The 19,751-nt window shown below is 74.3% G+C and carries 15 protein-coding genes and 1 pseudogene; 5 read left to right on the top strand and 11 right to left on the bottom strand.

Annotated elements, in window-relative coordinates:
- Nucleotides 1-64: 64 nt before the first annotated feature.
- Entirely contained in the window at nt 65-910 is an 846-nt protein-coding gene (locus ACF059_RS05600; protein WP_392051767.1) for a class I SAM-dependent methyltransferase, read from the top strand.
- Between the two features lie 18 nt (nt 911-928).
- Here the strand turns inward: ACF059_RS05600 and ACF059_RS05595 are convergent, their stop codons facing one another.
- A complete protein-coding gene (locus tag ACF059_RS05595; RefSeq protein ID WP_392051764.1) occupies nt 929-1,918 on the bottom strand; it encodes an NAD-dependent epimerase/dehydratase family protein in 990 nt (329 codons plus the stop codon).
- 97 nt (nt 1,919-2,015) lie between these two features.
- Nucleotides 2,016-2,558 (bottom strand): annotated as a pseudogene (locus ACF059_RS05590) (GNAT family N-acetyltransferase); the annotation flags it as partial.
- Between the two features lie 136 nt (nt 2,559-2,694).
- Here ACF059_RS05590 and ACF059_RS05585 point away from each other — a divergent pair.
- The gene (locus ACF059_RS05585; RefSeq protein ID WP_392051760.1) at nt 2,695-4,164 is read left to right on the top strand and encodes an Ig-like domain-containing protein; all 1,470 of its coding nucleotides are present in this window, start codon (nt 2,695-2,697) and stop codon (nt 4,162-4,164) included.
- Nucleotides 4,165-4,267: 103 nt separating this feature from the next.
- Complete coding sequence (locus ACF059_RS05580) at nt 4,268-5,068, top strand: 3-hydroxybutyrate dehydrogenase (protein ID WP_392051757.1); 801 nt, start codon at nt 4,268-4,270, stop codon at nt 5,066-5,068.
- Between the two features lie 36 nt (nt 5,069-5,104).
- On the opposite strand, the gene ACF059_RS05575 is transcribed toward ACF059_RS05580, so the two are convergent.
- Nucleotides 5,105-5,731, bottom strand: coding sequence for a TOPRIM nucleotidyl transferase/hydrolase domain-containing protein (locus ACF059_RS05575; protein ID WP_392051754.1), 627 nt, complete (start codon nt 5,729-5,731; stop codon nt 5,105-5,107).
- A gap of 241 nt (nt 5,732-5,972) precedes the next feature.
- On the opposite strand from ACF059_RS05575, the gene rox reads away from it, so the two are divergent.
- Nucleotides 5,973-7,403: a rifampin monooxygenase gene (rox, locus tag ACF059_RS05570; protein ID WP_392053078.1), complete on the top strand. Its 1,431-nt coding sequence runs from the start codon at nt 5,973-5,975 to the stop codon at nt 7,401-7,403.
- A gap of 57 nt (nt 7,404-7,460) precedes the next feature.
- On the opposite strand, the gene helR is transcribed toward rox, so the two are convergent.
- The 4 genes from helR to ACF059_RS05550 form a co-directional block, all read right to left on the bottom strand.
- The gene (gene helR, locus ACF059_RS05565; protein WP_392051752.1) at nt 7,461-9,629 is read right to left on the bottom strand and encodes an RNA polymerase recycling motor ATPase HelR; all 2,169 of its coding nucleotides are present in this window, start codon (nt 9,627-9,629) and stop codon (nt 7,461-7,463) included.
- Nucleotides 9,630-9,906: 277 nt separating this feature from the next.
- Nucleotides 9,907-10,146 (bottom strand): hypothetical protein, encoded by a 240-nt coding sequence (locus ACF059_RS05560; protein ID WP_392051749.1) that lies wholly within the window; start codon nt 10,144-10,146, stop codon nt 9,907-9,909.
- Nucleotides 10,147-10,549: 403 nt separating this feature from the next.
- The gene (locus ACF059_RS05555; RefSeq protein WP_392051747.1) at nt 10,550-11,806 is read right to left on the bottom strand and encodes an MFS transporter; all 1,257 of its coding nucleotides are present in this window, start codon (nt 11,804-11,806) and stop codon (nt 10,550-10,552) included.
- On the bottom strand, nt 11,787-12,422 hold the full coding sequence (locus ACF059_RS05550) for a disulfide bond formation protein DsbA (RefSeq protein ID WP_392051744.1): 636 nt from the start codon (nt 12,420-12,422) through the stop codon (nt 11,787-11,789). The genes ACF059_RS05555 and ACF059_RS05550 overlap by 20 nt, the downstream gene beginning before the upstream one ends.
- Nucleotides 12,423-12,462: 40 nt before the next feature.
- Here ACF059_RS05550 and ACF059_RS05545 point away from each other — a divergent pair, with 40 nt between their 5' ends.
- Nucleotides 12,463-12,981, top strand: coding sequence for a MarR family winged helix-turn-helix transcriptional regulator (locus ACF059_RS05545; RefSeq protein WP_392051741.1), 519 nt, complete (start codon nt 12,463-12,465; stop codon nt 12,979-12,981).
- Between the two features lie 40 nt (nt 12,982-13,021).
- Here ACF059_RS05545 and ACF059_RS05540 read toward each other — a convergent pair whose 3' ends face one another.
- From ACF059_RS05540 to ACF059_RS05525, 4 genes are all read right to left on the bottom strand, one after another.
- The gene (locus tag ACF059_RS05540; RefSeq protein ID WP_392051738.1) at nt 13,022-14,170 is read right to left on the bottom strand and encodes a substrate-binding domain-containing protein; all 1,149 of its coding nucleotides are present in this window, start codon (nt 14,168-14,170) and stop codon (nt 13,022-13,024) included.
- 29 nt (nt 14,171-14,199) lie between these two features.
- Nucleotides 14,200-15,243: an ABC transporter permease gene (locus ACF059_RS05535; protein ID WP_392051736.1), complete on the bottom strand. Its 1,044-nt coding sequence runs from the start codon at nt 15,241-15,243 to the stop codon at nt 14,200-14,202.
- Nucleotides 15,240-16,847, bottom strand: coding sequence for a sugar ABC transporter ATP-binding protein (locus ACF059_RS05530; RefSeq protein ID WP_392051733.1), 1,608 nt, complete (start codon nt 16,845-16,847; stop codon nt 15,240-15,242). Before ACF059_RS05530 ends, ACF059_RS05535 begins: the two co-directional genes overlap by 4 nt.
- Before the next feature lie 97 nt (nt 16,848-16,944).
- The gene (locus ACF059_RS05525; RefSeq protein WP_392051731.1) at nt 16,945-19,695 is read right to left on the bottom strand and encodes a SpoIIE family protein phosphatase; all 2,751 of its coding nucleotides are present in this window, start codon (nt 19,693-19,695) and stop codon (nt 16,945-16,947) included.
- Nucleotides 19,696-19,751 lie beyond the last annotated feature (56 nt).

Here is a 19,751-nt window from a genome sequence, read left to right as displayed (position 1 = left end):
TGGCCCCGGCGCGGCGGGTAGTGATCCAGGATCGGCGGATGCAACCCCGGCCAGGGAGGACCCCATGAGCACGCCGATCGCGTCCACCGCCCCGTACTACGCCCGCTACCGGCCGCCGTACCCGGCGGAGCTCTACGAGCTGCTCGCGGACCGCTTCGCGCTCGACGGCTCCCAGACCGTGCTGGACCTCGGTGCCGGGCCGGGCACGCTCGCCCTGGCCCTGGCACCGCTGGTCGACCAGGTGTACGCCGTCGACACGGAACCGGCCATGCTCGCCGAGGGGTGCAGGCTCGCCGGGGAACGCGGCCGTCGCAACATCTCCTGGCTGACCGGCGACGCCGCGTGCCTCCCCCGGCTGTGCCTTCCGCGGATCGACCTGTGCGTGATCGGCAGGGCCTTCCACCGGATGGACCGGGCCCGGGTGCTGGCCGACCTGGACACGGCGCTGGCGCCGCGCGGAGGGGTCGTCGTCATCACGTCCCCGGCCGGGGAGGAGGGCCCGCGCCCGCCCTGGTGGGCCGTCGTCGAGGAGGTGTGCGCGCGCTTCCTCGGACCGGGGCACGGTGCGCGGTCCGCGCCGGGCGGGGGCGCGGGGGGAACGCCGGAGGGCGCGGATGACGCGGATGACGCCGACGACGAAGGGGACGCGGACGACATGTACGACCACCTCGCCAAGTCGCCGTTCTCCCGCGTCGAGACCATCGCGTGGGGGCAGCCCGTCCGCTACACCGTGGACCAGCTCGTCGGCCTCCAGTTCTCCTTCGCCCGCTCCAGCCCGGCCCGGCTCGGTGACCGGAAGGACGCCTTCGCCTCCGAGCTGCGCCGAGCCCTTCTGGACCACGACCCGCGGGGCGGCTACGCCCTGACCGTCCCCGTACGGGCCGCCCTCGCGACCAGGCCCCGCACCTGACCCGCGAAGTGGCCCCGGTCAGCCGCCGAGCGCCGTGAGCAGCTCCCGCTCGCGCGCGGTGCTCAGGCCGGCCCGGCGGGGGCGCTCCAGCCCCTCGGCGCGTTCCCACCGCAGGGTGTCCTCCAGCAGCTGCGCGCGGGGGCGGTGACGCAGCCCGGCCGCGCGCGCCGCGGCCCCGGCGCGCGAGGAGAAGCCCGCGTACCGGGGGTCCGGCATCCACATCGCCATCGACTCGGGGCCCATGAACGGGCCGACGCCCTGGTCGAGGAGCCACTGCGGTTCGGCGGCCGCGACCCGTCCGGTGTGGCCGCCCACCCGCCGTGACAGGTCCACCCACTCCTCGAAGGGGACGACGGGCCCCACGGCGTCGAAGGTCCCGGTGGTGCGCCGCTCCGTCAGGTCCAGCAGCCAGCCCGCGAGGTCCCGTACGTCGACCACCTGCGTCGGCAGGCCGGGCGAGCGCGGCACCAGCATGGGCTGGTCGACCTGACGGGCCGCGCGCGCCACCCAGTACCCCGAACGCCCGCTGTGGTCGCCCGGCCCGCCGATCAGGCCGGCGCGGGCGACGAGCAGCCGCTCTCCCAGCGCCGCGCGCGAGGCCGCTTCGCAGGCGACCTTGGCCTCCCCGTACGCATCGCGCTCCGCGTACGGCAGGTCGGTCGCCGGCAGCAGGGCGGCCGACTCGTCGGCGCCGACCGCCGCGTGGTCGGCGTAGGCGCTGACGGACGAGACGTAGGTCCAGTGGCGGGCCCGTCCCGCCAGGGCGGCGAGCGCCCCGCGGACGAAGGCGGGCTGCCACGACACCTCCACGACGGCGTCCCAGTCGCGGTCCACCAGGCCGGCGTAGGCGGACTCCTCCGCCCGGTCTGCGGCCACCAGGCGTGCGCCGGGGGCGACGTCACCGCTCTCGCCGCGCGCCAGACAGGTCACCTCGTGCCCGCGCTCCAGCGCCTGACGCGTGATCTCCCGGCCCAGCCAGGCGGTCCCGCCCAATATCAGAAGGTTCATCTCCCCACCCCACCACAGGGAATGGCCCACCTGGTGCGCGGTTCGCCTTCGGCGAAGGGAGTCTCTCCGTGAGGTCGCGGCCTGCGGGCCGAGGCCGTCACACGTCCCGCCGCATGCAGGCGCGGGGCCACCGGTCCAAGCCGTGCGCCGACTCGCGCTCGCGGATCTCCCGCAGGCCCGGAGTGAGCCGGGCGTCGTCCAGGAGCCGGAACCCGCAACGCTCGTAGTAGGGGGCGTTCCACGGGACCTCGGTGAAGGTGGTCAGGGTCAACGCGGGCGCGCCCTCGCGCCTGGCGTGTTCCGCCAGGTGTTCCAGCAGGGACCGGCCGATGCCGCGGCGCGCGCGGTCCGGACGCACGGACACCTGCTCGACGTGGAGGTTGCCCTCGACGCGCTCGGCGATCAGATAGGCCACCGGGGCACCGGGACCGGCGCCGGCCCCGTCGACCGCGACCCAGGCCAGTCCGGCCCGCCGGTAGCGGGCGAGTTCGTCGAGCGTGGGCGGCTCGTCGTCGGCGATCTCCGCCATGCCGAGGTCCCGGAAGCAGTGCCCGGCGGCCCGCTCGATGTCCTGGAGGGCGGTCAGCTCGTCCGGACGTGCCGCGCGTATCAGCATGGGGCCATTGTCCCGGGTGCGGCGCCGGCGGGCACCCGGATATCGAACTCACCGTGGAGGGGCGGTCCTTTGCTCCGTCCGAGTTCACTTGGGCCGCCCTTTCGGCGGCAGTGCCGCGTACATGATCATCATGTGGGCGCCCCATCGTTTTAATGCCGCTATGCCACACAAGCGACGGACACGACCGACCAAGGCGTGGGGTGCCGTGGCCGCGGTGACGGGGGCCCTGCTGGTCGTCGCCGCGGCGCCGGGCCGGGTGCCCGATGCGGACGCCATCGAGCGGGCCCCGGGAGGCCCGCCGCGGGAGGCGGCGGTCACCCTCCTGGTCGGGAGGATGCTGGACCGGGACGCCGAGGGCCACGGCCGCCACGAGGGCGCAGGCGGGAGGTGCGCGACGCGCATGTTCCGGCCCGGCCTGTGCAGCGCCTGGCAGGAGCAGCGCGTACGGGCCACCGCCCGCGGCGTGGGATCCGTACTGAAGGAGCCGTCCCTCGGGGACGCGGCGGGCGCGGCGCGGGAGGAGGAGCGTCCCACGGACGCGGACGGGCCGCTGCAGATCACCCTCGGGGAGCCGGGGCGCCTGACCGACGTGACCGTGCGCGACGCGCACGGGCGCCACCTGTCCGGTGAGCTCGCCGCGCACAGCGAGCGCTGGCTGAACACCGAGCCCCTGCGGGCGGGGGAGACGTACACCGTGCAGGTCGGAGCCCAGGACGCGGCCGGGACGCCGGTCGGGGTGACGATGGCGTTCCGGACCGCGCCGCCCGCGGACGGGGGCAGGCTGACGGTCGAGTTCGGACCCGGCCCCGGCACGTACGGTGCCGGGGAGATCGTGACGGCCGCCCTCAGCCGGCCGGTGCCCGCGGACGACCTCCCGGCCCGCGCCCGGCTGGAGCAGGCGCTCCAGGTGACCTCCGAGCCCCACGTCGAAGGCGCCTGGCACTGGGTCGACGACTCCACCCTGCACTTCAGGCCGCGCACATATTGGCCCGCCCACACCGTGGTCCGCGTCCGCAGCGGTCTCGACGGGGTGGAGCTCGGGGACGGCGAGTACGGCGGCCCCTCCGAGGACCTGCGGTTCACCATCGGGGACCGGATCGAGGCCGTCACGGACTCCGCCACCCACCTGATGACCGTACGCCGCAACGGACGGGTCATCAGGACGATCCCCGTCACCACCGGCAAGGCGGGGTTCAGGACCCGCAGCGGCATCAAGGTCGTCCTGCGCAAGGAGCCCAAGGTCCGGATGCGGGGGGACTCCGTCGGCATCAAGCGCGGCACCAAGGAGTTCTACGACCTGCCCGTGCTCTACGCGACCCGCGTGACCTGGAGCGGTGAGTACATCCACGCCGCGCCCTGGTCGGTCGAGGCGCAGGGCGAGGAGAACGTCAGCCACGGCTGCACGGGCATGAGCACCGAGGACGCGGCCTGGTTCTTTGACACCGTCCGCGAAGGCGACATCGTGGAGGTGGTCAACAGCGGCGGGGCCAGGATGGATCCCTTCACCAACGGCTTCGGCGACTGGAACGTGGACTGGCGGAGCTGGCTGGCGGGCAGCGCCCTGACCGCCGTCGACGCGGCCCCGGAGACCTCACCGGCCGTCCCGTCCCGCCTCCACCCGATCACCTGACGGACCACCGGCATACGCCTGGGCGGGGCCACACAACCCCGGGTGTGACTATGGCGGGTGCGCACATGGGAATGGGCCGTGCCCGTCCCGCATGCTTCCCGCCATGACAAGCGGATTCCCTTCCCCGGCCCACGGGACAGCAGCCGCCGCGGGCACCGGCACCGACCTGGCGGGCCGTACCGCCCTGGTGACCGGCGCCGGCAGCGGCATCGGGCGGGCCTGCGCCGTCGCGCTCGCCGCCGCCGGGGCGCACGTACACGCGGTGGACGTGGACGGCGCCGCGGTCCGGTCCGTCGCCGAGGCGATCGGCGGCCGCGCCCACGTGGTGGACCTGGCGCAGGCGGAGCCCATCGGGGAGCTCCCCACCGCCATCGACGTCCTCGTCAACAACGCCGGGCTCCAGCACGTCGCCCCGCTGGCCGAGTTCCCGCCGGAGCGGTTCGAACTCCTCCAGCGGGTCATGGTCCACGCCCCCTTCCTCCTGCTCCGCCAGACCCTGCCGTACATGTGCGCACAGGGCTGGGGCCGCATCGTCAACATCTCCAGCGTGCACGGCCGGCGCGCGAGCGCGTTCAAGGCGGGCTATGTGACGGCGAAGCACGCCCTCGAAGGCCTGAGCAAGGTCGCGGCCATCGAAGGCGCCCCGCACGGCGTCACCAGCAACTGCGTCAATCCCGGCTACGTCCGGACACCGCTGGTGGAACGGCAGATCTCCGCCCAGGCCGCCGCGCACGGGATCGCGGCCGATCAGGTGGTCGCCGACGTCCTGCTCACCCGCTCCGCGGTCAAGCGGCTGATAGAGCCGCAGGAGGTCGCCGCCGCCGTCCTGTGGCTGTGCGGCCCGCACACCGGCTACGTCACGGGCGCGTCGATCCCCCTGGACGGCGGGTGGAGCGCCGCCTGACCGGCGCCGGAGGCCCGACGACGGTCGGGGGCTCGGTCACAGGCTCGCGAACAGGTCGTCGAGCGGGGCCGGTGCCCGCTCGCCGTCGAGGGCCTCGACGAGGAGATGGCCGTAGCGGATCTTGCGGCCCTTCTTCGTGCCGAGGAAGCGCCGCAACTGCCGGTGCCGGGGGCGGCCGTGCTGCGCGGGCTGACGCACGAAGGTCTGCCAGGCACGGTCGTCGCCCTCCATCCCGATGATCTCTTCCACCCGCGCCGTGCCCAGCGCGCGGATGAGCTCGTCCTCCAGGTCCGACACGCACACGAAGACATCCCTGAGCGGCGCCCCCGCCCGCTCCAGACCGCGGTCGAAGAAGGGCCGCTCGCCTTCGTCGCACAGCCCCACCAGGCGCAGGCCGAGGCCGGGGGGCCCGAGGAGGCCGGCGTAGCGGGCGATGCTCATCGCCCCGCCCATCGACACGACGCACACCCCCTCGGCGGCCAGGTCCCGGCCGCGCCGGGCGGCCAGCGCCTCAACGGCCGCGACGTCGCTGGGCCCTTCCAGGAGTACCGCCGTCCGCACCCCGAGCCGCTCGGCCAGGTCGCTCAGCGACCCGAGGGGCCCGCCGGGTCCGGCGGCCGCCCGGTGTGTGATCTCGTCCTGGAACGCTCGCATGTCCGCCATGGAGCGAGTCTGCATCTCCGCCGACGCCGCGGCACGCGAATATCGGCGGCCCCGCCCGGAGACCCGCCCGCAGGCCCGCGCGAGGACCCGCGCCCGGCCGAAAAAAGGAAAGGCAAGGAGATACGGACTCCTTGCCACTCTCAAGGTATAGCGCACCGGGGGGCTTGCGGCAAGGCCCCCGCCGTCCCGCAGAATCGCCCTTCGAAGCGCGGACCGCGCGTCTACATGGGGGTTTGTTGTGCTGATTGACGTGATCATCGCCGGCGGTGGGCCGACCGGACTGATGCTGGCCGCCGAGCTGCGGCTGCACGGGGTGGGCGTGGTCGTGCTGGAGAGGCTGACCGAGCCGACCCGGGAATCCCGCGGGCAGGGCCTCCATGCGCGCAGCGTCGAGGTGATGGACCAGCGCGGCCTGCTGGACCGGTTCCTCGCGGTCAGCGAGAAGTTCCAGGCCGGTGGCCTCTTCGGCGGCATCGTGAAGCCGTGGCCGGACCGGTTGGACACGGCTCATCCGTACGGTCTCGCGACCCCGCAGCCGGTCACCGAACGGCTGCTCCACGAGCGTGCGCTCGAACTCGGCGCGGAGATCCGGCGCGGCTGCGAAGTGGTCGGGCTGAGCCAGGACGAGGAGGCGGTGAGCGTCGAGCTGGCGGACGGGACCCGGCTGCGCTCGCGCTACCTCGTCGGATGCGACGGCGGCCGCAGCCTGGTCCGCAAGCGGCTCGGCGTCGCTTTCCCCGGCGAGCCCGCCACGGTCGAAACGCTGCTGGGTGAGATGGCGGTGACCGAGGACCCGGCGACGATCGCCGCCGCCGTCGAGGAAGTCCGCAGGACCCAGCTGCGGTTCGGGTTGGCGCCCCTCGGCGACGGCCTGTACCGCGTCGTCGTCCCCGCGGACGGGGTGGCCGAGGACCGTACGACCCCGCCGACGCTGGAGGAGTTCAAGCAGCGGCTGCGGGCCTGCGCGGGCACCGACTTCGGCGTGCACGCGCCGCGCTGGCTGTCCCGGTTCGGCGATGCCACCCGGCAGGCCGAGCGCTACCGGGTGGGCCGGGTCCTGCTCGCCGGCGACGCGGCGCACGTCCACCCGCCGACCGGCGGGCAGGGGCTCAACCTCGGCGTGCAGGACGCCTTCAACCTCGGCTGGAAGCTGGCCGCGGCGGTGGCCGGCTGGGCTCCCGAGGGACTGCTCGACAGCTACCACGCCGAACGGCACCCGGTGGGGGCCCGCGTACTGGCCAACACCCGCGCGCAGATCACCCTGCTGGGGGCCGATCCGGGGGCGACCGCGCTGCGGGAGCTGTTCTCGAAGCTGATGGACTTCGAGGAGGTGAACCGGTACGTGACCGGGATGATCACCGCGGTCGAGGTCCGCTACGACTTCGGCGAGGGCCACCCACTCCTCGGCCGGCGGATGCGGGACGTGCAGCTGAAGCAGGGACGTCTCTACGAGCACATGCACGGCGGACGCGGGCTGCTGCTCGACCAGACCGGCCGGCTGTCGGTGGAGGGCTGGGCGGACCGCGTCGACCACGTCTTCGACGTCAGCGAGGACCTGGACGTGCCCGCCGTGCTGCTGCGGCCGGACGGCCACGTGGCGTGGGCCGGTGAGGACCAGCAGGACCTGCTCGCCCACCTGCCGCAGTGGTTCGGCGCGTCCACCGGCCGCTGAGACGGCCACCGTGTCCTGCCCGGCCGTCTCCGGCCGGGCAGGACACGCGGGTGTCCGCTACCCGCTCGTCAGGACGACGAGCCGCTGGGTCGCCCGCGTCATCGCGACGTAGCGGTCGACGGCCCCTTCGACGCCCTCCCCGAACGACTCGGGGTCGACCAGGACGACCAGGTCGAACTCCAGCCCCTTCGACAGCCCCGGGGTCAGTGACCGTACGCGGGGTCGCGCGGCGAACGGAGCGTCGTCGAGGCCGCCCGCGGCGATGACGCAGGCGATCCCCTCGGCCTGCCCGGCGAGCCAGGTGTCGAGGACCGAGTCCAGGTCCGCGACGGATCCGTGGACGACGGGGATGCCGCTGTTGCGGATGGAGGCCGGCACGTTGGCGTCCGGGAGCACGGCCCGGATGACCGGCTCCGCCTGCTCCATGACCTCTTGCGGCGTGCGGTAGTTGATGCTCAGCGAGGCCTGGCTGATCCGGTCGAACCCGACCCGCTGGAGCCGTTCCCGCCACGACTCGGTGAAACCGTGCCGGGCCTGGGCGCGGTCACCGACCAGGGTGAAGCTCTTGGACGGGCAGCGGAGCAGGAGCATCTGCCACTCGGCGTCGGTGAGTTCCTGGGCCTCGTCCACGACGATGTGCGCGAACGGGCCGGCGAGCGGGTCCCGTTCGGTGCCGGGCAGCGCGCTCTCGTCGATCAGGCTGTCCTGCAGGTCCTTGCCCCGCAGCATCGTCACGGCGCCCTCGCCGTCGGCGTCGGCCGCGAGCACGCTGTCGATGACGCCCGCCATGCGTTCGCGTTCGGCGGCGAGCGAGGCCTCGCGCCGGCGCTTGCGCGCGGACGCCTGCGGGTCACCGAGGCGCTGGCGGGCCGCGTCCAGGAGCGGCAGGTCGGACACCGTCCAGGCCTGGGCGTCCGCGCGCTGGAGCCGGTGCACCTCGTCGCGGCTGAGCCAGGGGGCGCACTTGCGCAGGTAGGCGGGTACCGACCAGAGGTCTCCTACGAGGTCGGTCGGTTCGAGCATCGGCCACGCGCGGTCGAGCGTCGTGACCAGCTCCCTGTTCCGCCGCAGCGACCTGCGCAGCAGTTCCGGCGGGACCTCCTCGTCACCGTCGTGCTTGTCCAGCAGGATCGCGACCAGCTCCTCCCAGATCTGCTCACGCGCCTCGTTGTGGGCCGTGCCCGGCTCCGGCGCCCTGAACGCCGCGGCCCAGTCGTCGGCGCTCAGCCAGATGTCGGACCAGGGGGTCTCGACGGTCATCCCCCGGGTGGGCGGCTCCTCGTAGATGCCGACGGCCGGCTCGATGGCCTTCACCATGTCCGCGGACGACTTCAGGCGGGCCACCTCCGGGTCGCTCTCGACCGCCGCCTCGGCTCCTTCGGCGACGAGGTCGCGCACGGTGCACGTCCGCACCCCCTCCTCCCCGAGGCTCGGCAGGACGTCGGCGACGTAGTCGAGGTAGGGCCGGTGCGGGCCGACGAAGAGCACGCCGCCCCGACGGTGGCCGAGGCGGGGATCGGAGTAGAGGAGGTGCGCGGTGCGGTGCAGGGCGACGACGGTCTTGCCCGTACCGGGGCCGCCGTCGACCACGAGGGCGCCGCGCGAGCCCGCCCGGATGATCGCGTCCTGGTCGGCCTGGATGGTGCCGAGCACGTCGCGCATGCGGGACGACCGGTCGCCGCCCAGGCTGGCGATGAAGGCCGACTGGTCGTCGAGCGCGGCGTGCCCTTCCAGCCCGTCGGCGGTGAACACCTCGTCCCAGTAGTCGGTGATCCGGCCGCGGGTCCAGCGGTACCTGCGGCGGCTCGCCAGGCCCATCGGCCGGGCGTGGGTCGCCGCGAAGAACGGCTCGGCCGCGGGGGAGCGCCAGTCCAGCAGCAGGCGCCGTCCCGAGCTGTCGGTGAGGCCGAGCCGTCCGATGTAGACGGGCTCGGGGTCCTGGTCGCTGACGATGCGCCCGAGGCACAGGTCCAGACCGAAGCGGCGCAGGGCGCGCAGCCGACCGGTCAGCCGGTGGATCTCCGTGTCCCGGTCCATCGCCTCGCGGCCGATGCCGCCGGGCGCCCTGCGGGTGGCGTCGAGGCGCTCGGAGACCTCGGCGACGGCTTGCCCGAGGCTCTCCGCGATGGCCGCGAAGTGCCGCTCGTCGGCGTCGACCAGTGCGGGGTCGGCTTTGGGGGAGAGGTGGTCGGGAAGGTCGAACGTGCTGGTGGTGAGGGAGTTCATGTCGGTCAGTTCAGCTCCTGGGTCAGCTTCTCGCAGTCGGTCGGCGCGCACACCGGCCCGACGTCCTCGCACGGTCCGTAAGTCCTCACCCGCACACGCATGTTGTGCATCCCCCGCTTCGCAGTTTCCGGCCTGGACGAGCGATTCTGCGGTACGGCCGGGGTCTTGCCGCAAGCCCCCCGGTGCGCTATAAGTTGAGAGTGGCAAGGGGTGACGTATCCCCGCTTGCCCTTCTCCCTCCGCCGCGCAGCACTCACGCCTCCTGCGGACGACCCTGCTAGGTGAGTTGGTTCGAGACGACGTCGAACGTGCGGCCCCGCACGGTGACGCCGCCGTCGGCGTCCTGGTCCGACCAGGCCAGGAGGACGCCCTCGAGGCCGCTGCCGAAGGCCGCCGCGGCGCACGTGTGGAAGCGGTTCTTCGCCGTCCCCGAACTGACCTGGACCGGGGGACCGAGGGAGAGCTCCGAGTCCGAGCACAGCATCGCCATGACGTGGGGGACGGTGGAGACGGTCACGGCGCTCTTCTCCACCCAGGCGAGCAGGAAGCGCCCGCCGGGCAGGGGCGTGAGGGCCGGCGCCGTGCGGTTGAAGTCCCGGGGGCTGCCCGCGATGACGCGCCGCCGCCGATGGCGGAGGGGTCCACCGTCCAGGCGACGACGCAGCCCCCGTCGACCATGCGGGTCACGGACGGGCGGTGCGCCGTGTCGATGTCCGCCGAGTCGACCTGGACGGGCGCCCCGGCCGGGTTGCCGCCGGAGAACCTCTGCAGGACGATGCGCGGCTGGGGCGGAGGATTGTTGAAGGGCTGCTCGATCCACGCGGCGAACGAGCCGAATCCGGCGGCTCCGAGAACCTGACACTCCTACAGCCGCCGTGCATCCGCAGACCCCGCCGCACGGCGCGGCACCGCCTGGGCCGTCAGGCCGTGACCTGCGCGGGAGCGGCGGTGGCGGCCTCGCGGCCGCCGCGTACGTGCACCGGCAGCGAGCGCTCGGCGAGCAGCAGGACGCACGCGCCCGCCAGGACCAGCACGGCCAGGACCGTCCACAGCTGCCAGGGGCCGGCCTCCAGCAGGAAGCCCAGCAGGAGCGGCGCGACGGTACGGCACAGCGACCAGGACAGCTGGTAGACCGACAGGTACCGGCCCCGCAGGTGGTCGGGTGCGGCCTGGACCGACAGGCTCTGCGCGGGGCCGGAGTGGACGAGCTCCCCGGCGGTGTAGAGCACCGCGACGGCCAGGACCGCGAGGAAGGCGGTGGAACCGCCGGTGAGCCCGGGAAGGACGGCGAAGGCGGCGAAGGAGAAGGCGAAGACGACCGCGCCGAGTGCGGCCCCGCGCGTACGCCTCCCGCGCAGGGTCAGGCGGGCGACCGGTACGCCGAGCGCGGCGACGAGCGCGGTGTTGACCGCGAACACGGCTCCGGCGAGGACCTCGGGGATGCCGACGTCGCGGGTGAGGAAGACGGGCAGGGCCATGGCCTGGGCGGTGTAGCCGAAGGCGATGAGGAAATTGGCCGCCGTGAGGAGCAGGTACGGGCGGTCGGCGAGCACCGTCCGGAAGCCGTCCCCGCCCCCCTCCGGTCCGATCGCGCTCCTGCGCCGCGCCGGGACCCGGCCGACCAGGGCCGCGGCGACGGCGAAGACCGAGGCGAGGGCCGCCGAGACGGCGATGAAGCCGGTACTACCGCTGAAGGCGAGCATGCCGCCCGCCGCCAGACTGCCCAGTCCCATGCCGGCATTGCGCAGACTGCGGTTCCAGGCCAGCAGCCGGTCGCGCTCGGTGCCTTCCGCGATGTCGCCGATCAGGGCCTGCTGGCTCGGCGAGGAGGCCCACATCCCCACCGCCACCACCAGCGCGACCGCGAGGAACGCGGGATAGGAGTCGGCGAAGGGGTACGCGGCGAACCCGGCGGCCCGCAGCGCCAGCGCGCCGATGAACACGCGCCGGCCGCCGAGCCGGTCGATGAGGACGCCCGTCACCGGCATGAACGCCAGCGCGCACAGCCCGGCGGCCGTCAGCCCCGCGCCGACCGAGGTCAGCGACAGCCCCGTGAGCGAGTGCAGGAACAGCAGGGTCAAGGGCACGTAGATGCCGTCGCCCACCGAGTCGACCAGGCTGGCGGTGACGAAGCGCCGCCGGGTGCGTACGAGGGTCTCAGCCGAGGTCGAGCGCACCGCGTCCCCGCTTCAGCTCCGCGAACGCGTCCATCCCCGCCAGGGTCCGCAGGGCCTGGAACAGCCGTACCGTTTCCCGGCCGCGGGGGATGGCGGTGAGGACCGGGCCGAAGAAGGCGGCGCCGTCCACGGTGACCACGGGCGTGCCCGCCTCCTCCCCGACCGCTTCCTGCCCGGCCAGGTGGCTCGCACGCAGGGCGGCGTCGAACTCGTCGCCGCACGCGGCTTTGGCCAGGGACGCCGGCAGGCCCACCTCGTCGAGGGCCTGGGTGACGACCGCGTCGTAGTCCTTGTTCCGCTCGCCGTGGATGCGGGTGCCGAGTGCGGTGTAGAGGTCGCGCAGGACCGCGTTGCCGTGGAGCGCCTCGGCGGCCGCGCACACCCGTGCGGGGCCCCAGGCGCGGTCGTTGAACTCGCGGTACCAGGGCTCGACTTCGCGGTACTCGTTGAGTACGGACAGGCTCATGATCCGGAAGCGCAGATCGATCGGCTGGAGGCGTTCGACCTCCAGCAGCCACCGGGAGGTGGTCCAGGCGTAGGGGCAGGCGGGGTCGAAGAAGCAGTCGACTCGCGTCGGCTGCTGGGACGGCTGCTGGGCGACAGGGTTATCTTCCATGGAAGGCATTCTATCTTCCATGGAAGATAGAATGGAAGTCATGGAACCCGAACACGATGAGATCGTCGCCATCGCCGCACAGTGGGAACGCGAGCGCCCCGACCTCGACGCGACGCCGATGCTCGTCATCGGCCGCCTCTTCAGGCTCACGGACACGCTCGACCGGCGCCTGCGCCCGCCGTTCGCCGCCGCCGGACTGGGAAACGGCGACTTCGACGTGCTCGCCGCACTGCGCCGCGCCGGAGCGCCCTACACGCTCTCCGCGGGCGAACTCAGCCGCACCGTGCTCGTCACCACCGGCGCGGTCACCAAGCGGGTCGACCGGCTCCGGGCCCGCGGTCTGGTCGAGCGGGCCGTCGCCGACGCCGACTCACGCGGACGCCTCATCACCCTCACTCCCGAGGGAGTCGCACTGACCGACCGGCTGATTGCCGTCCACCTGGACAACCAGCGCAGGCTCCTCGCCGGGCTCGGCGACGACGAGCGGACGCACCTCGCGCACCTGCTCGGGCAGCTGGCCGCGACCCTGGCCGAAGGCGACGAGGAGGAGTCCTGGTGAGCGACCTGCGGCACACCAGGCGGACGCCCCGGGCGCAGGGTCACTCACCGCGCCAGATCCTGCGGTAGGCCTCCCGGTAGCCCTGCGGATCCCAGGAGGTGGCACCGCCGCTGTTCGCGGCCGTCACCACGTGGACGGGCGCGACGTAACCGCTGGCGGGGCGGCCGGCGAAGGCCCGGTTGAACTCGTCGACGATCTGCCAGCCCTGCTGGGCCAACGGTTCGGGGACGGTGGCGGCCTGGAAACCACGGCTGTTGACGCGCTGGAAGGCGGAGGGGTCACCGTCGCCCGCGCCGATGTTGAAGGGCGGTCCCCCGCCGGGGCGCCCCGCGGCGCGCAACGCCGGGGCGGCGTCCGCGAAGTAGAGGTCGTTGATCGCGACGGAGTGGGTCCACCGGTCCCGGAAGCGGGACACCAGGGCGGAGACCCGCTGCGGGGTGCGCTGACTGGCGTCCGGGATGGGGATGTTCTCGGTCGCCAGCACCGTCACCGCGGGGCAGGCCGCGAGCCGCCGTTTGATCAGCGCGGCCTTGTCGCGGGCGAAGGGGATGGAGTCGTCGGTGAAGACGACGACCCCGGCGTGGCCGTCGGACCCGGCGATGACCCAGTCCGCGCTGACCCCCGCGACCTCCTCCACCCGCGTGGTGATGTTGGTGAAGAGCCGGGGACTCGTGCTCGGTCCGGGGGAACCGACCGCGTGCCAGCCGATCAGGGGGATGCCCGCGGCCTGCGCCCGCGCCGTCTGCCGCGCCGTGAGCAGGGGATCGAAGCCGCTGATGACGATGCCGGAGGGCCTGAGGGTGACCGCCTGGCTGAGGGCGGCCTGGAGGCCCGCCGGGGTGCCCTCGCCGTCGATCACCCGGACCTGCCAGCCGATGGCCGCCGCGGCGTCCCGTACGCCCGCGGCGACCCCGGCGACCCCGGGGTTGGTCATCGTCTGGGCGACGTACACGAGCGTCTTGCCGGCGACGGCCTCGGGGCCGGTCGTGGGGCCGTTCCAGGAGAGGTCCGTGCGCTCGGCCGCCCGCACGGCCGCCTTGGCCCGCGCGAGGACGGCCGGGCAGCCGGCGGCCGAGGGCGAGGCCGCCGGGGAGGTCCGCGACGAGCCGCCTCCGCAGCCCGCGAGGAGGGTGCAGGCGGCCGCCCACAGGGCCGCGGCGGCGAGGACGCCGGTTCGGTTCGGGTACACGGTGCTCCTGACCGGGGTGCGCTGGCGGGCTATCGGGCTTCGGCCGCGGACGCCGCCGACGGCCCGGGCGGTTCCTCGGGCGGGCGGCGGTCGTCCGTCGCCCGCGTCCGCAGGCGCCGCCGGGCCGCGTACCCGGCCAGGCCGACCGCCAGCAGCAGCGTGCCCCCGTTGAACAGCGGAGTGGCCCAGAACCGGGCGCCGAGCTGGCCGATCCCGGCGAGACCGACGGCGAGCACGCTGACGGCCACGAGGGTTCCGAGCGCGTTGGCGCGACCGGGCCTGATCGTGGTCGAGCCGAGCAGCGCACCGACGAAGGCGGGCAGCAGGTAGTCCAGGCCGACACTGGGGTTGCCGACCTGCTGCTGCGCGGCGAGCAGCACCCCCGCGACGCCCACGACCAGGCCCGATCCGGCGAAGGCGTACACGGTGTACCGGCGGGTGGGGATGCCGATGATGCCGGCGGCGCGGGGGTTGGAGCCGACGACGTACAGGTAGCGGCCGAACGGCAGCCGTTCCAGCATCACCCACAGGACGACGACGACGGCGAGGACGTAGAACGCGGGCACCGGCAGGCCGAGGAACCGGGCGTCGTAGAGGGCGGTGAAGGAGGCCGGAAGGCCACCGGGGCCCGGCACGATCCGGCTGCCGTCGGTCAGCCATCCCGTGCAGGCGTACATGATGCTGCCGGTGCCGAGCGTCGCGATGAAGGAGTCGATCCGGGCGAACTCGACGACGACGCCGTTCAGGGCGCCGACCAGCGCCCCGCCGACGACGACGGCGAGGCAGACGAGCGGCCAGGGAGCCCCCTCGTCCGCGACGAAGTGCATCACCAGGACGTGCGCCAGGCCCAGCCCGTAGCCGATGGACAGGTCGAACTTGCCGGTGACGACGGGGATCGTCGCACCGAGGGCGAGCAGGGCGGGGATCGACTGGTTGGACAGGATCGACGACACGTTGTCCCGGGTGGGGAAGGTGTCGGGGAGGGCGAGGGAGAAGACGAGGAAGAGCAGCCCGGTCAGGACCGGCAGCCCGTAGACCCCGAGGACGTGCCCACCCGGGATGCGGGCGCTCACCGGTCTCCCGTGCTTCCGGTCGCCGTGCCTCCGTCGGCCGTGTTCGCAGCCGTGCTACCCGTGATCGCGGGCATGGCCGAGGCGGCGCGGGTGAGCGCGGCGGGCGTCAGGGCAGCGCCCGCCGGCTCGGCCGTCACCGCTCCCCGTACGAAGACCAGCGCGCGGTGGCAGAGGTCCGCGACCTCCTCGAAGTCGGTGGACACGAGCAGCACCGCGAGGCCCCGCGCGGCCGCGTCGTCGATCAGCCGGTGGATCGCCGCCTTGGCGCCGACGTCCACGCTCGCCGTCGGCTCCTCCAGGATCAGCAGGCGCAGCCGCCCGCGGAGCGCGCGGCCGAGGAGGACCTTCTGCTGATGGCCCCCGGACAGGGTGGCCAGGGGCACCTCGCTGTCGCGCGGGCGTACCGAGAACCGCTCGATCAGGGCCGCGGCCTCCCGCCGTTCGCGCCGCGGACCCAGCCAGCGCCAGGAGGGCACGCCCGCCGCCCGGGGGTTGGCCAGCAGGTTCTCCCGGACCGTCAGATCGGGGGCGCAGCCCTCCTCCTGACGGTTGGCGGGCACGAAGCCGACTCCCCGGCCGAGGGCGGCGGCCACGCTGCGCGGATGGTACGGCAGCCCGCCGAGCAGGGCCCGCCCGCCGAGCGGCGGCAGCGCGCCGGCGAGGGCGCGGCCCAGGTGCATGTGGCCGGCGCCGGTCAGCCCGACCATGCCGAGGATCTCCCCGGGCGCCAGGTCCAGGCTGACGGGCCCGGTGCGCCGCGTCGTCACGGCGTCGAGCCTTAGGAGGGGCGGACGGCCCGCGGGTACGGCGGCGGCGGGCCCGCGACGGGCCGGGACGCCGCCCGCGATGTCACGGACCAGGCGATCGGGTCCGTACCCGGCGAGCGGGCCGCCGCTGACCAGGCGGCCGTCGCGCAGGACCGCGAACGCGTCGGCGACCCGGTCCACCTCGTCGAGCCGGTGGCTGACGTAGACGATGCCGTGCCCGCGGTCCCGCAGGGCGTGCAGTACGCCGAAGAGCCGGGCGCAGTCCGCGCCGGGGAGCGTGGCGGTGGGCTCGTCGAGCACGAACAGCTCCGCGCGGCGGGCGAGGGCCCGGGCGATGGCCACCAGGGAACGCTCGGCGGGCGCGAGGTCCGCGATCCGGGCGCCGGGGTCCAGGTGCCCGGCGACGGTCCGCAGGGCCTCGGCGCAGCGCTCGCGGGTCCGCCGCCAGGAGATGAGGCCGTGGCGGCGCGGGTAGCCCGTCCCCAGGGCGACGTTCTCGGCGACCGTCATCCACTCGACCAGGCCGAGGTCCTGGTGGATGAAGGACATCTTCGCGCGGGCGGCTTCGGATCCGAGTGGGTGGCCGGCGACCGTCACCTCGCCCTCGTCGGCCGGGAGGACCCCGGCGAGCACCTTGACGAGCGTGGACTTCCCGGCGCCGTTGGGGCCGAGGAGGGCGAGGACGCTGCCGCGGTGGACGTCGAGGCTGACCGCGTCCAGGGCCACGGTGCCTCCGAACCGCTTGCCGAGACCGCGGATCCGTACGAGCGGTTCCCCGCCGCCGCGCCGGGGCGGGCGGCTCGTCGAGGTGTCGGAAGGGTCATGGGCGTCATGCACGGACGTCTCCGGGGCCGACCTCGGTTCCCCCTCTCGGGAGGGCGGGACAGGGAGGATGCTACTGGCAGCCAGCGGGCAAACCCGGTTAGAGCGGGCCTTACGCCGCGTCCAGGGCGCATTCGGCCCAGATCACCTTTCCGCGGGGGGTGTAGCGGGTGCCCCAGGCCTGGGCCAGCTGGGCGACGAGGAACAGGCCCCGGCCGCCCTCGTCCGTGGTGGCGGCCCGCCGCAGGTGCGGGGCGGTGCTGCTGCCGTCGGAGACCTCGCAGATCAGGGCGCGGTCGTGGATCAGGCGCACCTGGATCGGCTCGGCGCCGTAGCGGACGGCGTTGGTGACCAGCTCGCTGAGCAGCAGCTCGGCGGCGAACGAGAGCTCCTCCAGCCCCCATCGGGTCAGTTGGCGGGTGACGGCGGCGCGGATGTCGCAGACCCGGGCGGGATCGGCGGGCAGGTCCCATGCGGCGATCCGGTCGGCGGGCAGGCTGCGGGTGCGGGCGACGAGCAGGGCGACGTCGTCGCGGGGGTGCTCGGGTGCCATGGCGTCCATGACGGCCCGGCACGTGTCCTCGGCGCTGCGGCCGGCGTGGGCCAGGGCGCCGCGCAGCCGGTCGAGGGCGACGTCGACGTCGCGGTGGCGGTCCTCGACGAGCCCGTCGGTGAAGAGGACGAGCGTGCTGTCCTCGGGGAGCTCGATCTCGGCCGTCCCGAAGGGCAGGCCACCCAGACCCAGCGGGGGCCCGGCGGGCAGCTCCGCGAAGCTCACGGTGCCGTCGGGCCGGACCACCGCGGGGGGCACGTGGCCGGCCCGGGCCATGGTGCACCGCCGCGAGGTGGGGTCGTAGACGACGTAGAGGCAGGAGGCGCCGGCGATGCCGGTGCTGCCCGTGGCGGGGTCGTCGCCCTCCTCCCGGTCCAGGCGCACCAGGAGGTTGTCCAGATGGGTGAGGAGCTCGTCCGGGGCGAGGTCCAGTTCGGCGAAGGTGCGCGCGGCGGTCCGCAGCCGTCCCATGGTGGCGGCGGCGTGCAGGCCGTGGCCGACCACGTCGCCGACGAGGAGGGCGACGCGGGCGCCGGACAGCGGGATGACGTCGAACCAGTCGCCGCCCACCCCGGTCTCGGCGGGCAGGTAGCGGTGGGCGACCTCCACGGCGCCCTGCTCGGGCAGGCCGCGGGGCAGCAGGCTGCGCTGGAGGGTCAGGGCCAGGGTGTGCTCGCGGGTGTAGCGGCGGGCGTTGTCGATGCACAGGGCGGCGCGGGTCGCGAGCTCCTGGGCCAGGCGGCGGTCGTCGTCCCCGTAGGGGGCGGGATCCTGCGAGCGGTAGAAGCTCGCGATGCCCAGCAGGACGCCGCGCGCGAGCAGCGGGACGGCGATGAGGGAGTGCAGGCCGTGCGCGAGGAGCCGCCGGGCCTGCTCGGGGTCTTGCGCGATCCAGCCCGCCGCGGAGGCCAGTTCGGGTTCCAGGACGGCGTGTCCGCCGGTCAGGCAGCGCTCCTGCGGGGTGCCGGGACGGAGCTCCACGGGGTGTCCGGCCGGGTGGAGGGGGCCGTCGTCCCGGACGCCGTGGACCACCGTGCGGTGCAGGCCGGCTCCGGGAGCGGTGGGCTCGTCGCCGCGCAGGACGGCTTCGGGCAGGTCGACGGTGACGTAGTCGGCCAGGGCCGGCACGGCCGTCTCGGCGAGCTCCCGGGCGGTACGGGTCACGTCCAGGGTGGTGCCGATGCGGCTGCTGGCCTCGGCCAGCAGTTCCAGGCGGCGCCGCGCGGCGATGGCGTACTTCCCGACCTCCGGCTCGCCCAGCAGCACCAGGCCCCGGTGCGTGCCGGGCGCGGGCGGGGCGGCGGGCGCGGGCCCGGCGGGCGGCGGGCCTGCGGGGGAGGGGCCGGGGCGGGGCGCTACGGAGAGGTGGTGGACCGGCGGGGTGTCCCCGCTGAGCACGGCTTCGACGACCATGCCCCGCACGCCGGACCGGCTGGTGACCGGGCGGCTCAGCAGGACGGCCTCGCGGCCGTGCGGGAGGGCCACGCCGACGGCGGCCCGCCGGGACGCGGAGATCAACTCGGTCGCCTTCTCCTTGAGGAGCGTCTGCTCGTACGGGTCCAGCTCCAGGTCGGTCAGCTCGTCCAGCGCGTTCAGCCCGGCCGCCCCGTGGTGGTGTCCGTTCAGCGGGCCGTCGCCCGCGCGGGCACGCCGTTCGGCGTCGAGGTACGTGCGCAGCAGCCCGCGCTCGCGGGCCGAGCTCTCCTCCACGAACCGCCGCTCGATGGTCCGGGCCGCCCGGCGCAGCAGGACGGACAGGGCCGGTCGCTCGTAGGCGTGCGGGTACCCGAAGCAGAGCACGCCCACGATGTGCCCGCTGAGCTGGTCGCGGATGGGGACGGCGCAGCAGGCGTTGCGCTGGGCGCGTTCGGCGAAGTGTTCCGCGCCGAAGACCCGGATGGGCCCCCGTTCGGCCAGCGCGAGACCGATGCCGTTGGTCCCGGCGAAGCGCTCGGCGAAGACGAAGCCGGGCACGCTCTGGATGGGGGCCAGGGTGCGGGCCAGGGAGGGCTCGCCGAAGCGGCGTTGGAGCACCATGCCGCTCGCGTCGGCGACCGAGATGTTCATCTGGCTGCCGGAGAACCGGGACTGCAACTGGTCGAGGACGGGCCCGGCGGCGCGTACGAGCCGGCTGTCCGGGTCGAAGTCGTCGCGGTAGGGCAGCTCGGTCTGCTCCGGGGACAGGCCCAGCAGCCGGCAGCGCTGCCAGGAGTCCAGGATGGGGCCTCGCACCCCGTTCCCGGCCGCCTCGCCACCCAGGAACCGCTCACGGGAGCGTGCGGGGCCGATCTGCTCTCCCGTGACCCCCATCTGCATCACTTCCCTTGCCGGTGCGCCGTCGGCCGTACCGGATGATCGCTCCGGGC

The sequence above is a fragment of the Streptomyces sp. NPDC016562 genome (genome assembly GCF_043076955.1).
Classification (GTDB): domain Bacteria; phylum Actinomycetota; class Actinomycetes; order Streptomycetales; family Streptomycetaceae; genus Streptomyces.
The sequence above is the reverse complement of the archived record's forward strand: the minus strand, read 5'-3'. Positions and strand labels throughout refer to the sequence as shown.

Bases quoted from the DNA above. Each gene is read 5' to 3' on its own strand.
- ACF059_RS05600 (WP_392051767.1), top strand. From the start codon at position 65: ATGAGCACGCCGATCGCGTCCACCGCCCCGTACTACGCCCGCTACCGG.
- ACF059_RS05595 (WP_392051764.1), bottom strand. From the start codon at position 1,918: ATGAACCTTCTGATATTGGGCGGGACCGCCTGGCTGGGCCGGGAGATC.
- ACF059_RS05585 (WP_392051760.1), top strand. From the start codon at position 2,695: ATGCCACACAAGCGACGGACACGACCGACCAAGGCGTGGGGTGCCGTG.
- ACF059_RS05580 (WP_392051757.1), top strand. From the start codon at position 4,268: ATGACAAGCGGATTCCCTTCCCCGGCCCACGGGACAGCAGCCGCCGCG.
- ACF059_RS05575 (WP_392051754.1), bottom strand. From the start codon at position 5,731: ATGGCGGACATGCGAGCGTTCCAGGACGAGATCACACACCGGGCGGCC.
- helR (WP_392051752.1), bottom strand. From the start codon at position 9,629: ATGAACTCCCTCACCACCAGCACGTTCGACCTTCCCGACCACCTCTCC.
- ACF059_RS05550 (WP_392051744.1), bottom strand. From the start codon at position 12,422: ATGGAAGATAACCCTGTCGCCCAGCAGCCGTCCCAGCAGCCGACGCGA.
- ACF059_RS05545 (WP_392051741.1), top strand. From the start codon at position 12,463: ATGGAACCCGAACACGATGAGATCGTCGCCATCGCCGCACAGTGGGAA.
- ACF059_RS05525 (WP_392051731.1), bottom strand. From the start codon at position 19,695: ATGGGGGTCACGGGAGAGCAGATCGGCCCCGCACGCTCCCGTGAGCGG.